General features: G+C 64.8%; 11 protein-coding genes. 4 read left to right on the top strand and 7 right to left on the bottom strand.

Going from position 1 to position 12,810, the window contains the following annotated elements; genetic code table 11:
• Window positions 1-274 precede the first annotated feature (274 nt).
• Window positions 275-1,201 (bottom strand): GDP-L-fucose synthase family protein, encoded by a 927-nt coding sequence (locus BDD21_RS12780; RefSeq protein ID WP_245969914.1) that lies wholly within the window; start codon window positions 1,199-1,201, stop codon window positions 275-277.
• A 342-nt stretch (window positions 1,202-1,543) separates the two neighbouring features.
• Between BDD21_RS12780 and BDD21_RS12775 the strand changes: the two genes are divergently transcribed.
• Window positions 1,544-1,903, top strand: coding sequence for a TusE/DsrC/DsvC family sulfur relay protein (locus BDD21_RS12775; protein WP_120799907.1), 360 nt, complete (start codon window positions 1,544-1,546; stop codon window positions 1,901-1,903).
• A 350-nt stretch (window positions 1,904-2,253) separates the two neighbouring features.
• A complete protein-coding gene (locus BDD21_RS12770) occupies window positions 2,254-3,216 on the top strand; it encodes a serine hydrolase (protein WP_245969574.1) in 963 nt (320 codons plus the stop codon).
• Between the two features lie 263 nt (window positions 3,217-3,479).
• On the opposite strand, the gene BDD21_RS12765 is transcribed toward BDD21_RS12770, so the two are convergent.
• Complete coding sequence (locus tag BDD21_RS12765) at window positions 3,480-3,881, bottom strand: hypothetical protein (protein ID WP_120797490.1); 402 nt, start codon at window positions 3,879-3,881, stop codon at window positions 3,480-3,482.
• A gap of 225 nt (window positions 3,882-4,106) precedes the next feature.
• Window positions 4,107-6,230, bottom strand: coding sequence for an ATP-dependent DNA helicase RecG (gene recG, locus BDD21_RS12760; RefSeq protein WP_120797489.1), 2,124 nt, complete (start codon window positions 6,228-6,230; stop codon window positions 4,107-4,109).
• Window positions 6,231-6,395: 165 nt separating this feature from the next.
• Here recG and BDD21_RS12755 point away from each other — a divergent pair, with 165 nt between their 5' ends.
• Window positions 6,396-6,812 carry a secondary thiamine-phosphate synthase enzyme YjbQ gene (locus BDD21_RS12755; protein ID WP_120797488.1) on the top strand — a complete coding sequence of 139 codons (417 nt, stop codon included), beginning with the start codon at window positions 6,396-6,398 and terminating at the stop codon, window positions 6,810-6,812.
• Window positions 6,813-6,963: 151 nt separating this feature from the next.
• Here the strand turns inward: BDD21_RS12755 and mltB are convergent, their stop codons facing one another.
• Window positions 6,964-8,025 carry a lytic murein transglycosylase B gene (gene mltB, locus BDD21_RS12750; protein ID WP_120797487.1) on the bottom strand — a complete coding sequence of 354 codons (1,062 nt, stop codon included), beginning with the start codon at window positions 8,023-8,025 and terminating at the stop codon, window positions 6,964-6,966.
• 283 nt (window positions 8,026-8,308) lie between these two features.
• Window positions 8,309-8,695, bottom strand: coding sequence for a RidA family protein (locus BDD21_RS12745; RefSeq protein WP_120797486.1), 387 nt, complete (start codon window positions 8,693-8,695; stop codon window positions 8,309-8,311).
• A gap of 322 nt (window positions 8,696-9,017) precedes the next feature.
• On the opposite strand from BDD21_RS12745, the gene BDD21_RS12740 reads away from it, so the two are divergent.
• On the top strand, window positions 9,018-9,902 hold the full coding sequence (locus BDD21_RS12740) for a phosphoribosylaminoimidazolesuccinocarboxamide synthase (RefSeq protein WP_120797485.1): 885 nt from the start codon (window positions 9,018-9,020) through the stop codon (window positions 9,900-9,902).
• A gap of 102 nt (window positions 9,903-10,004) precedes the next feature.
• On the opposite strand, the gene narL is transcribed toward BDD21_RS12740, so the two are convergent.
• Window positions 10,005-10,661, bottom strand: a complete 657-nt coding sequence (narL, locus tag BDD21_RS12735) for a two-component system response regulator NarL (protein WP_120797484.1) — start codon at window positions 10,659-10,661, stop codon at window positions 10,005-10,007.
• Window positions 10,658-12,604, bottom strand: a complete 1,947-nt coding sequence (locus BDD21_RS12730; protein WP_147431070.1) for an ATP-binding protein — start codon at window positions 12,602-12,604, stop codon at window positions 10,658-10,660. Before BDD21_RS12730 ends, narL begins: the two co-directional genes overlap by 4 nt.
• Window positions 12,605-12,810 lie beyond the last annotated feature (206 nt).

Below are 12,810 nucleotides of genomic sequence, written 5' to 3'. Positions count from 1 at the left end.
GCGATTTCCGAGAATAGGCATCCCGACTGAGCATGCCTGAAAGGCATTTTGCTCCTTACACCCTAAGTCTTGAGCAAACCGTCGCAGAATTTTCGTTGTCGTTGTCGTTGTCGTAATCGGATTCCGGACGAACACGACAACGACAACGACAACGACAACGAGTAGAGTTTTCGTCCACTTTTTTGAATATCTTAAACCGCGCCGACTCCAGCGGTCGTCAAGTCTGCCGGGGCCGATCCCATTCAAAAAAATCGCATACCGCTCTGGGCGCGGTTTAAGTCCTGAGCGCATCCAGATGCTCGAGGAACCAAGCGTAGGTCTGTGCCAACCCATCCGGAAGACGGGTACGCGCGCTCCAGCCGAGTGCAGCGAGACGGCCGACGTCGAGGAGCTTGCGCGGGGTGCCGTCGGGTTTGTCGGTGTCGAAGCGGATCTCGCCGCTGAAGCCGACGACGTCGCGAATGGTCTCGGCGAGCTCGCGGATGCTCACGTCTTCCCCCACGCCTGCGTTGACATGGGAGCACATGGGCCGGGTGTGCGCCCGGTAGGTCTCGGGCGCGAGCCCCATGAGGTGTATGCAGGCGTCGGCGAGGTCGTCGACATGCAGGAATTCCCGACGCGGCGTGCCGGTGCCCCAGACGGTCACCGCGGGTGCGCCTTGGGTCTTGGCCTCGTGGAACTTGCGCATCAACGCCGGGATGACGTGGCTGTTCTCCAGATCGAAGTTGTCGCCGGGGCCGTAGAGGTTGGTCGGCATCAGACTGCGGAAGTCCGTCCCGTATTGCCGGTTGTAGGACTCGCAGAGCTTGATCCCGGCGATCTTGGCGATGGCATAGGGCTCGTTGGTGGACTCGAGCGTCCCGGTCAAGAGCGCCTCTTCGGTGATCGGCTGCGGGGCGAGGCGCGGATAGATGCAGGAGCTGCCGAGAAAGAGCAGGCGCTCTACACCGTTGCGCCAAGCGGCATGGATGATGTTGGCCTCGATCATCAGATTTTGATGGATGAACTCGGCCGGGAAGCTGTTGTTGGCCTGGATACCGCCGACCTTGGCCGCCGCCAGATAGACCCGGGACGGCCGCGTCTCGGCAAAGAAGGCATCGACCGCCCGGGTATCCGTCAGATCCAGCTCCCGGTGGGTGCGCGCGAGGATGTCAGAGACGCCCGCGGCCTCCAACCGACGCACGATGGCGGCACCCACCATGCCGCGATGTCCGGCGACATAGACCCCCGACCCGACCTTGTCCTGCTCGCTCACGCCGATCTCCGTTGTGCATGCTGTGTGTTCGGGAGTGCATAGGGTAGCGCCGTCGTGGGTCGACTCACCAGTCTTGTAAGCCGAGAATCGACGAATCGCCTGCCTGCGCGCCCCGACACCCCGGAGAAGCGGTTGACGGAACATCGCTCAGGTTCGACACTCATGCCCTACCGTGCGCGACATCGGAACGGCCTCTCGGCTGCCCGGGTCGCAGCATCGGGCACAGTGCTGCCGACGGCTGCAGCGCTGCAACGACGATCGATCATTCATTCTCAGGAGGTAACGATCGTGGCACAAAGCATGGGTGAGATCATGAATCCGGGCTCCGTCGTGCGCGACGCGGAGTTTCCGGACGCCCCGGACGACTGGACGCGCGAGCAGGCGATCGCTGCGGCTCAGACCGACGCGGTGACGTTGAGCGACGATCACTGGGACATGATCAAGGCGTTGCAGGACTATTTCGCGCGTCACGAGAAACCCAACGTGCGGGATCTTCACGACGCGCTGGAAGAGGCGTTCCATGGCCGCGGGGGCCTGAAGTACCTCTATGGGATCTTCCCGGGCGGCCCGGTCGCGCAAGGCTGTCGGTTTGCCGGACTCCAGGCCCCGTCGGGCGCGGTGGACAAGTCGTTCGGAAGCGTCCAGTAAGGAGCCTCCAGTCAGGGGTTTTCGAATCGCGGTGCGCGCTCGCGCCCTGCCGCTGCGGTGTCGGTCGCCCGGCCGACATCGCAAAAGAGGCCGACGGAGTCGATCCGAACTCTCATCAATAACGGGCGCAATCCGTCTGACATATCGGGTCTTTTCGTCGGCGTTTTCTTGCCAATCCGGCAGGACCCGCCTATCCTTGCGCTCGAACTGCTACCGCCTTTCGCTTGGGGACGTCCGAGGCTGAAGCGTGTTCCGGACGCGTCGCGACGCCGGCCGGGGATGCTCCGAATCACTGCTCACCCGGACCGGCGGGCGGCCGCAGGCCGAATCCGGATCACGGGGGGGAACCGATGATGTACGAGCGCAATCACGTCGACGAACAGCCGATCGCCGAAGACGGGCACCCGCTTCGTCCCGATCGACGCAACTTTCTTGCGGCGCTTGCCGCGACCTCTGCGGGACTCTTGGTCGGAGGGGTGCCCGGCCTTGCCGAGGCGGCCTCGAACCGATCATCCCTGCAGCGCCAAGTCGTCGAGATGGTGACGAGCATGCGCCGCCAGGGCCTGCTTCAGCCCAACGAGAAGACGTCTTGGTCGGTGTACGATTTCACCGCCCGCAAAAAGGTCGTCTCGATCAACGAGGGCGTGCCGCGACAGGCCGCGAGCATGATCAAGCCGCTCGTCGCGCAGGCCTATTTCTTCCAGATGGACGGCAACCGCAGCCAGGTGCGCTACACCGACGAGGTGCGCACGACCATGGAGCGGATGCTCCAGCGCAGCAGCAACCCGGACACCAACAAGATCATGGATCTGGTCAGCGAGCACCAGTCCCGCCGCGGCCCGCCGGATGTCGAGCTGGTTCTGAAACAGCGCGCACCCGCCATTTTCCAGGAGACCCGCATCGTCGAGAGGATCCCGACGACCGGCCAGACCTATCGCAACCAGGCATCGGCGCACGACTACAGCCGGTTTCTGATCTCGGTCTGGGAAGGCCGCATGCCCAACAGCAAAGAGCTGCTGCGCATGATGGCATTGCCGGGCGGCGACCGCTTGTCCAAGGGCGTGGCCGGCTTACCTCCGGCGGCTAAGGTCTACAACAAGACCGGCTCCACGGCGATGCTCTGCGGGGACATGGGCGTGATCGAAATCCCGGATCAGCGCGGTCGCAATCACGCCTACACGGTCGTCGGGATCATCGAGCGACCGAGCCGGGCCGAAAACTACGGCGCTTGGATCCGCAGTCGGGGGGACATCATCCGGCGCGTGTCGAACCTGATCTATCAGGACATGAAGAACAATTACCGGCTGGTCTGACGACAGCGCGGAGCCGAAACCAAGAAATCCGGGAGAAAGGGCTGCTCGTTGTCGTTCTCGTTGTCGTGGTCGTCCGGAATCCGATTCCGATTCCGATTCCGATTACGACAACGACAACGACAACGACAACGACAACGAAAAATTTTGCGACGGGTTGTTCAAGGCTTGCAGCTTAAGGGACGACGACCGCGTCCCCGCTAACGGCCGCGGATGCACTAAACGTCGCACTCACTCGAAAGTGAGCATCTCGTTCCGGACGCAGTTTAGATCCGCTTCAGGAACCGCCCGCAGATCGGCCCCAGAGGCCCTTCCTCCATACGGCCGCACAACTGGGGAGTCAGAAGCAGCAGACCGACGGCTGTCACGAGCGGCATCAGAAACAGCGACAGGCCGTCCGGATCGCCGAGAATGGCGCGCTGAATCAGAACGGTCAGCAGCTGTATCCAGACCACCCCGAGGATGGTGCGCAGCCGTGTCGGACCACGCAGAAACCACACGATCACCGACAGGATGAGGTAGGGGATCATCCAAGCGGCCAGCATCAAAGGCTCAAGCCGATAGGCGCCGTTGAAGTGAGGCACCACGGCGATCAAAAACGACAAGGCAAACCCCACCACCAAGGTCAAAAAGACCCAAATCTCTTGGCTTTCACCTTCGCGATACATCGAAACACCCCGGCTTAGAATGATCTCGGAGCGTCGATGATATACCGATGGCGCGCCTTGGTCGTCACTGCGGGCACAGGGCCACGTGGCGCGGTGCGCCAGGGGCATGCGTGACACCGCGGAGCGGTGTCACGCGTTTCCGTGGAGTTGGGTGGCCGGCGGGATGAGGGAGACCCTTCGAGATCCTGTTTCGGATGGTTGAGGCGCTCCCGAGAGCCCGAGGGCTTACACGCTCCCGTATAACTCGCGGGATCCGAGCCAGCGTTGGATCAGGGGCTCGACACGGTCGGGATAGCGCGCCAGGATCAGGTCGGCAGCCCGTTGGGCGTCGGCGACCAGATGCTGGTCGCGCAGGGGGTCGGCGACGCGAAATTGCACGGTGCCGGTCTGGCGCGTACCCAGAACCTCCCCCGCTCCGCGCATGGCCAAATCGCGCTCGGCGATCTCGAAGCCGCTCTCGGCGGCGCGGATGATGCCCAGACGCTCGCGCGCCGCGAGCGACAGGGGCGGATGGAAGAGCAGCACGCAGTGGCTCTGGACGGACCCGCGCCCGACCCGTCCACGCAGTTGATGCAGCTGTGCAAGACCGAGCCGCTCGGGGTTCTCGATGATCATGAGGCTGGCGTTCGGGACATCGACGCCGACCTCCACCACCGTGGTTGCGACCAAGAGGTCTAGGTCGCCCGAGGCGAAGGCGGCCATCACCGTCTCGCGCTCAGGCCCCTTGATGCGCCCGTGCACCAGACCGATGCGGATGCCGGGAAGGCTCTCGGCCAACTGACGCGCCGTCTCTTCGGCGGCCTGGCATTCCAACGCCTCGGATTCCTCGATCAGGGTGCAGACCCAGTAGGCTTGTCGGCCCTGCGCACAGGCCTGCTCCACGCGCGCGATCACCTCCTCGCGACGGGTGTCGGGGACCGCCACCGTGACGATCGGCGTGCGCCCGGGCGGAAGCTCGTCGATGACCGACAGATCAAGATCCGCATAGACGGTCATGGCGAGCGAGCGCGGGATGGGCGTAGCGGTCATGATCAACTGATGCGGTACACCGCCGGCACCGCCGCCCTTCGCACGCAGGCGCATGCGCTGATGCACGCCGAATCGGTGTTGCTCGTCGATGATGACGAGACCCAGCTCGGAGAAGACCACATCCTCCTGAAAGAGCGCGTGGGTACCCATCACCATACGCGCCCGGCCGCTGGCGATGGCCTTGAGCAACCCGGCACGCTCGCGGCCCTTGTGTCGCCCGACCAGCCAGACGGGCTCGATGTCGAGCGGGGCGAGCCAACCCGCGAAGCCGCGTCGATGCTGCTCGGACAAGAGCTCGGTCGGCGCCATCAAGGCCACCTGGGCACCGGACTCGATCGCTTGGAGCGCAGCCAGTGCGGCGACCAGGGTCTTGCCGGCGCCCACGTCGCCCTGGAGCAGACGCTGCATCGGGCGATCGCCCTGCAGATCGGCGGCGATCTCGGCGACGACGCGCTCCTGCGCCGCGGTCATCCGAAACGGCAGGGCGTCGAGCAGTTGCCGGCGCAGGGTGCCGTCGCCGGCGAGTACAGGCGCTAGGATCGCCCGCTGGGCGGCGCGCAGACGTCGCAGACTGACCTGATGGGCGACCAGCTCCTCGAAGGCCAAGCGGTGAAAGGCCGGATGACGGCGCTCGATCAGATCGTCGGGGTCGGCCTCCACCGGCGGACGGTGCAAATAGACGAGCGCCTCGACCAGGCTCGGCAGACCCAGGGGGAGCAGGACCTCCTCGGGCAGGCACTCGCGCGGCGCCTGTTCGGCCAAGAGCGCCAGCGCCTGATCGGTCAGACCGCGCCAAGAGGATTGCTGCAGGCCCTCGGTCGAGGGATAAAGCGGGGTCAAGCGCGCGTCGATCGCGCCCGCCTCTTCGGACTGGATGCGATACTCGGGGTGGACCATCTCCAAGGCGCTTGGTCCTTGGCGAACCTCGCCGTAACAGCGCAGCCGAACACCGGGCTTGAGCGCGTCGATCTGCTGCCGGGAGTAGTGGAAAAAGCGCAACAGGAGCCCGCCGAACGTGCCGTCCGACACCCAGACCTTCAAAGAGCGGCGTCGCCCGCCCGAGAGGTCGACCTCCTGGATCTCGCCCTCGATCAGGGCCTCGTCGCCCGGTCGCAGCCCGCTGATGTGGACCAAGCGCGTGCGGTCTTGATAGCGGTGCGGCAGATGGAAGAGGAGATCCTGGACCGTGCGCACACCGAGCTTGCCGAGACGCTCCGCCACGCGCGGACCGACCCGTTTGAGCCGCTCCACGGGGATGCTGTCGAGCGAAGGGGTCGGAAGCGATGGATTCGCAGAGGATCCCGAGGGGGTATCGGTCACGGTTTGGGGGTGTCCTCCGGGGTGCGAGTACGTCCGCTGCCAGTCATGCCCTTCTCGCGCGCATTTAAACCGCGCCAGCTCTAGCGGCCGTCAAGTCTGCCGGGACCGATCCATCCAAAAACATCGCATACCGCGCCGGGCGCGGTTTAAGTCCTACGAGGCGCTATGATCCATCAAGAATCACTTTCGGTCACCACCCAAGGCCGCGGCACCTACGATATCACCCGGACCGTCCAGCAGCAGGTTCGGGCCTCCGGAGTCCGGATCGGACTCTGTCACGTCTTCGTCCATCACACCAGCGCGTCGCTGATCCTCTGCGAGAACGCGGACCCGACGGTGCGAAGCGACCTGGATGCCTTCATGGCCCGATTGGTCCCGGACGGCGATCGGCTCTTCGAGCACAGCGACGAGGGTCCGGACGATATGCCCGCCCACATCCGGGCGATCCTCACGCAGGTCGAGCTGACGTTGCCGATCCGCGCAGGGGTTTGCGACCTCGGGACCTGGCAAGGACTCTATCTCTACGAGCACCGCACGCACGGCCATCGGCGCCGGATCACCTTGACCATTCAGGGCGAATGAGGCCGGTTAAACCGCGCCCCCGCTAAGGGCCGTGGATGCACCACACGTGGCACTCACTCGACAATCAGCATCCCGATCGGGACGCGGTTTAGGCGCTTTGGATCCGTGACGCCGAGTCGAGACCCGGGAGACGAGGCCCGCACATCCCGCGCTACCTGCCCTTGCGCTCCGCGATTGCGCGGGCGAGCTGATGCACGGCCATGGCGTAGTAGCTGCTGTGGTTGTAGCGGGTAATGGTGTAGAAATTCTGCGACCCCAGCCAGTAGGCGTAGCCGGTGCCGACATCGAACTCCAGCAAACTCACCTGGGAGGCGCCGCCGAGGGAGCCGGCCGGGGTGATTCCACGGCCTGCCAGCTCGCTTAAGCTGTAACGCGAACCGAAGCCCGACTTCATCGCGCGCGCAGTCGCCGGGTTTTGCACGTTCGCGCGCACGGCCACCGGCACGCCGGACTGCCAACCGTGTGCTTTGAAGTAGTTGGCGACGCTGCCGATGGCGTCCGTCGGATTCCAGAGATCGCGATCGCCGTCGCCGTCGAAGTCCACGGCATAGTCACGGAAGCTCGAGGGCATGAACTGCCCGAGGCCCATCGCACCGGCATAAGATCCGCGCGGACCGAAGGGGTCGATACCCTCCTCCTTGGTCATGACCAGGAAGGACGCCAGCTCGCCGGAGAAATAATCCGCGCGGCGCGGATACGCGAAGGCCAGGGTCGCCAAGGCGTCGACGATACGGGTCTTGCCCAGATAGCCGCCGTAGCGGGTCTCGACCCCGATGATGGCGACGATGTACTCGGGCGGAACCCCGTAACGCGCGCTGGCCCGGTTGAGCGCGGCCTCGTTTTGCTGCCAGAACCGCACGCCGTTGGCGATGTTGTCCGGGGTCAGAAACTTGGCACGATAGCGTGTCCAGGCCCCGGTCGGCCCGGTGCTGGGGCGCGGGGCCTGGCGATTCATCGCGTCGATGATCCACTGCTCGCGCTTGGCGCCGGAGAGGACGGCTGCGACCTGATTCGGCGCAAAGCCCTGTTGCTGCATGCTGCGGATGAAGGGCTCGACACCCGGATACCCGGCGAAATCGCCGGTTACCGTTGCGGAGCCGGAGGTCGGAAAAGGGGATCCTTCCGCGATCTCGCCGGGGCGAGTGGACTGGGAGCCGCAGCCCGCAACCAGGGTCAAGCACAGCAGGGCGGCGATCGAGCAAACAACACGCATGGGCAATCCAGGGCAAAAATTCGATGACGGTTATAGTAAAGCAGTTTTTCAGTAAAGCAATTCAACCGATGAATTTGGCTCGCGATTGCGTCGTTAAACCGCGCCCGGTGCGGTCTGCGATGTTTTTGGATGGGGTCGTCCACGGCAGACTTGACGAGCGCTGGAGTCGGCGCGGTTTAAGAGATTAAAAGATTTATCATTTTAAACCGCGTCCTCGCGAAGGGCCGTAGATGCATCACACGTCGAGCTCACTCGAAAATGCGCATCTCGCTCTGGACGCGGTTTAATCACCCAAGACCATGATCGCGTCCATCTCGACTCGCGCCCCTTTGGGCAGTGCCGCGACGCCGATCGCCGCCCGCGCCGGATAGGGCTCCTCGAAGTATCCGGCCATGACCTGATTGACCGACGGGAAATGGGCCAGATCGGTGAGAAAGACGTTGAGCTTCACGACATCCGCCAGACTGCCGTTCGCCGCATGCGCCACCGCCCGAAGGTTGTCGAAGACGCGCCGAATCTCCGCCTCGATGTCGCCCGAGACCAGCTCCATAGTCTCGGGCACGAGCGGGATCTGGCCGGACAGATAGACGGTGTTGCCGACGCGAACCGCTTGAGAGTAAGTCCCGATCGCCTCGGGGGCCTGATCGGTCTTGACGATGCTCTTTGCCATGCTGTGGTGACTCCGTTACGTATGGTTATTCGACGCCATCGGCATGAGCCTAATCCAGCACGGGTCTCACGCCAAGACGATCGGGTCACGGATGAAGGCCGTAGCTCGGGCCGAGAGCGATCACCGCCCCAGAATTTTTCGTTGTCCTTGTCCTTGTCGTTGTCGTTGTCGTAATCGTAATCGTAATCGGATCCCGGTCGACCACGACCACGACCACGACCACGGACAAAACAACACCGTCGTCCCCACACCCAGACAGGTTGGCATGCGTCCTTGCGCAACGGGCTATACTCTCGCGCTTGGAAATTCCGGATCACACGCCATGAACGCACTCCATCAGTCCAACCTCGCCAAGCTGCGCCTGATCGGACGCGGCAAGGTCCGCGATCTCTACGAGATCGACAGCGAGCATCTCTTGATGGTCGCGAGCGACCGTCTCTCCGCGTTTGACGTGGTGCTTCCGCAGCCGATCCCCGGCAAAGGCGAGGTCTTGACGCGGGTCTCGCGCTTTTGGTTCGCGCGCACGGCGCAGCTGGTGCCGAATCATCTCGCCGAGATCCCGGTCTCTGCCGTGGTCGAGGACCCCGAGGAACTCGCGCAGCTCGGCGATCGGGCGATGGTGGTGCGCCGCCTGACGCCGCTGCCGGTCGAGGCGATCGTGCGCGGCTATCTGATCGGCTCGGGTTGGAAGGACTATCGGCAAAGCGGTGCGGTCTGCGGCATCGCGCTCCCGCCCGGTCTGCGTCAGGCCGACCGGCTGCCCGAGCCCATCTACACGCCGTCGACCAAGGCCGAGATCGGCGGACATGACGAGAACGTCGACTTCGCCCACACCGAACGGTTGCTCGGCCCCGGGCTGGCGGCGCAGGTGCGCGACATCAGCATCGCCGTGTATCGGGATTGCGCGGAGTACGCCTTGGCACGCGGGATCATCATCGCCGACACCAAATTCGAATTCGGCCTCGACAGCGAGGGGCGGCTGCATCTGATCGACGAGGTGCTGACACCGGACTCCTCGCGTTTTTGGCCGGCCGATCAATACCGGCCCGGCACCAGCCCGCCGAGCTTCGACAAGCAGTTCGTACGCGATTATCTGGAAACGCTCGACTGGGACAAGACCCCGCCCGGGCCGATGCTGCCGCAGGAGATCATCGACCGGACCGCCGCCAAATACCGCGAGGCCGAGGAGCGGTTGACGCGCCCCTGATCCGCACGCGACGTAGGGGCGACGTAGGGGCGACTTCAGTCGCCCACACCCCGTCGACCAAACGCCCCGGGGCGGCTGAAGCCGCCCTTTGGATGTTGCGGTTCAGAGATCGTCGGGCGCGGTTTGTCGGACGGCCCAGACGGCGGCTTCGACGCGGGTTTTGAGCTTGAGTTTCTTGAGAATGTGTTTGACATGGACCTTGACGGTCCCGAGTGACAGGTCAAGCTCGCGGGCGATCAGCTTGTTGCTGAATCCCTCGGCGAGCAGCGCGAGCACTTGGCGCTCGCGCGGGGTGAGGCCGGCGTCGCCCGGCCGAACCGGACCGCTGTCGTCGCGGAGCGCCCGCGCAATCAACTCGGTCAGGCGTTGGCTGATGACCAGGCGACCCCGGCCTGCGGCGAGGAGCTGCTCGAGGATATCCTCGGGCTCCATGTCCTTGAGCAGATAGCCGTCGGCACCCGCCCGCAGGGCGGCGACGACATCTTCCTCGCTGTCGGAGACGGTGAGCATCACGACCCGCGCATCCAGATCGGCGCGGCGCAGACGTTCCAGGGTCTGGATGCCGTTCATGCCCTTCATGTTGAGGTCGAGCAGGATGAGGTCCGGGCGGCACCCCACGGCGACGCGCATGCCCTCCTCCCCGTCGCCGGCCTCCCCGACCAGGATCAGCTCGGGTGCCATCGCGATCAGGTCGGACACGCCCTTTCGAAAAAGCGGATGGTCGTCGATGATGACGACGGCGGTTCGGGTGTCGGTCATGATGATACCTGCATCGCGCCGGTGTCTCGGGTTCGCCGACTCGGGAAGGTCAGACGCACGCGTGTCCCGCCGTGCGGGCCTGGCGCGATCTCGATGTCGCCGCCGAGGCCGGCGGCACGCTCGCGCATGATGCTCAGGCCGTAGTGACCGCGCGGGACGGCGTGCGGGTCGATGCCGCGACCGTCGTCGTCGAGGGTGACGCGGATCCCGGCGTCGCCGGCCGCCAAGCGCAGCAAGGCATGGGGCGCCCCGGCGTGACGGATAACGTTCGACAGGGCCTCGCGGACGATCTGCAGCACATGAACCTCCTCGTTCGGACTCAGCAACAAGGCGGGGAGCCGGTTGTCCAGGCGAATCTCGGTGGTCCCGTGTTCGCGAAACTCGGCCACCGTCGCCTCCAGCGCCGCATTGAGGCCGCGATCGTCCATCTTGAGCCGAAAGGTGGTCAGAAGCTCGCGCAACTGACGATAGGCGTTGTTGGCGCCCTCGCGCAACTCGGCGAGCACGTCACGCGCGCGCTCGGGCTCCGCACCGGCGCGGAGGAGTGCATCCAAGCGTGACGCCTGGATCTTGAGGTAGGAAAGCGACTGCGCCAAGGAGTCGTGCAGCTCGCGTGCGATGACGCCGCGCTCCTCGAACAGCGCGAGACGCCTCGCGTCGCGCTGGCGCCGATGCAGACTGAGTGCGGTGCCGATCAGCGTGGCGAGCGAGGACAGGAGCCGTCCTTGCCAGCGCGGGAGCGATTGATCGCGATCCAGCTCCACGACCAATACACCGAAGGGCCGATCCTGATCCGCCACGGTGAAGGACACCGGGGCCCGACGCTCGCCTCGCCCGAGCGTGCGCAGCAATGGATGATAGGGCTCGGCCTCGCGGCAGACCGTGCATGCCTCGCTCAAGCAGGCAAAGCGTTGCTCGCCCTCTGCTCTCGCGGTCATACAGGCAGGGGCGTCCTTTCGATGGGGATCGAGATCTGAGCGCAGATCCGGCGCGTCCTCCAAGCAGAGTGTAACGGCCCGAAGCCGCAGCTTGACCCGGATCTCCTGCAGGACGCGCTCGAACGTGGGTGTGGAGATCGACGACTCGTGCAGCGCCTGGCCCACGCCGTAGAGCAGCTCCAGGGTGTGATTGGTGCGTTCGAGATCGCGCGTCTTCTCGGCGACCCGACCTTCCAGATCCGCGTAGAGATGCGACAGGTCTGCGGCCATGCGGTTCATGGCCTCGCCGAGCCGACCCAGCTCGTCGCTGCCGGTGAATCGGGTGCGTCGCGTGAAATCGCCGCGCCGCGACCGATCCGCACACTCCAGGAGCTCGGCGAGCGGTTGGATCACCCGGCCGATAACCAGAACCATGGTCACGAGCACCACGATCACCGTCAGGATCAAGGCGACCGCCTGAACGACGCACAGCATGGCCAAACGCGCCTCCGTGATCCGTTCCAGCTCCCCGACCAGCGCGTCGATCTGCTCGACGAAGCCGTCGACATCCGCCAGATAGGCCATCGTCGGGGGATCCCCGGAGCCGCCCCGATCGAACGCCCGCAACCGCGCGATGTCCGCCGACACCAGCGGGCGCATGCGCCCGTTCCAATCGGAGCGGATACGCTCGTAGCCGGCGCGAATCTCCTCGCCGGCACGCCGCGGGATAATATCGGCAAGGCGCGGACTGGCCAGACGCTGCTCGAGTTCCTCGGCCAGTGCCGCGACCCGATCGGCGCGCAGATCGGCCGGGCCGCGCGCATCGGCCAACGCCATCCCGATGCGATACGACTGCATGCGCAGCGAACCGGACTGGTTCACGGCCGCGGCAAGCCCCTCGGTGGCCCGGCCCACGCTGCCGCTGAGCACCATGCTGAGGATCGCCAGAACGACGACGACCGCCATCAACAGACCCACGCTGAGCAGGATCGAATGATGGAACGAACGCGGAAGAAAAGAACTCATATCGATCACCCCCGCATTCCAGCCCAGACGCGCCCACCGCGAAAGGGGATACCTCCAAAGACTCCGGACCGACTCGAAGCCGGCACGGCAAGGTCTCGGATCGGAACAACCACAAGGAATCTCAATGTCTTGACACGCTACCACCCCTACCCCTCGGGAGGTATTTCAGGGCAGACCCGTCAGTAGTTCCACGTCTTGTTGTGAAT

This window comes from Thiocapsa rosea (assembly GCF_003634315.1).
GTDB classification, from domain to species: domain Bacteria; phylum Pseudomonadota; class Gammaproteobacteria; order Chromatiales; family Chromatiaceae; genus Thiocapsa; species Thiocapsa rosea.
This window is presented reverse-complemented; position numbering and strand designations above follow the sequence as displayed.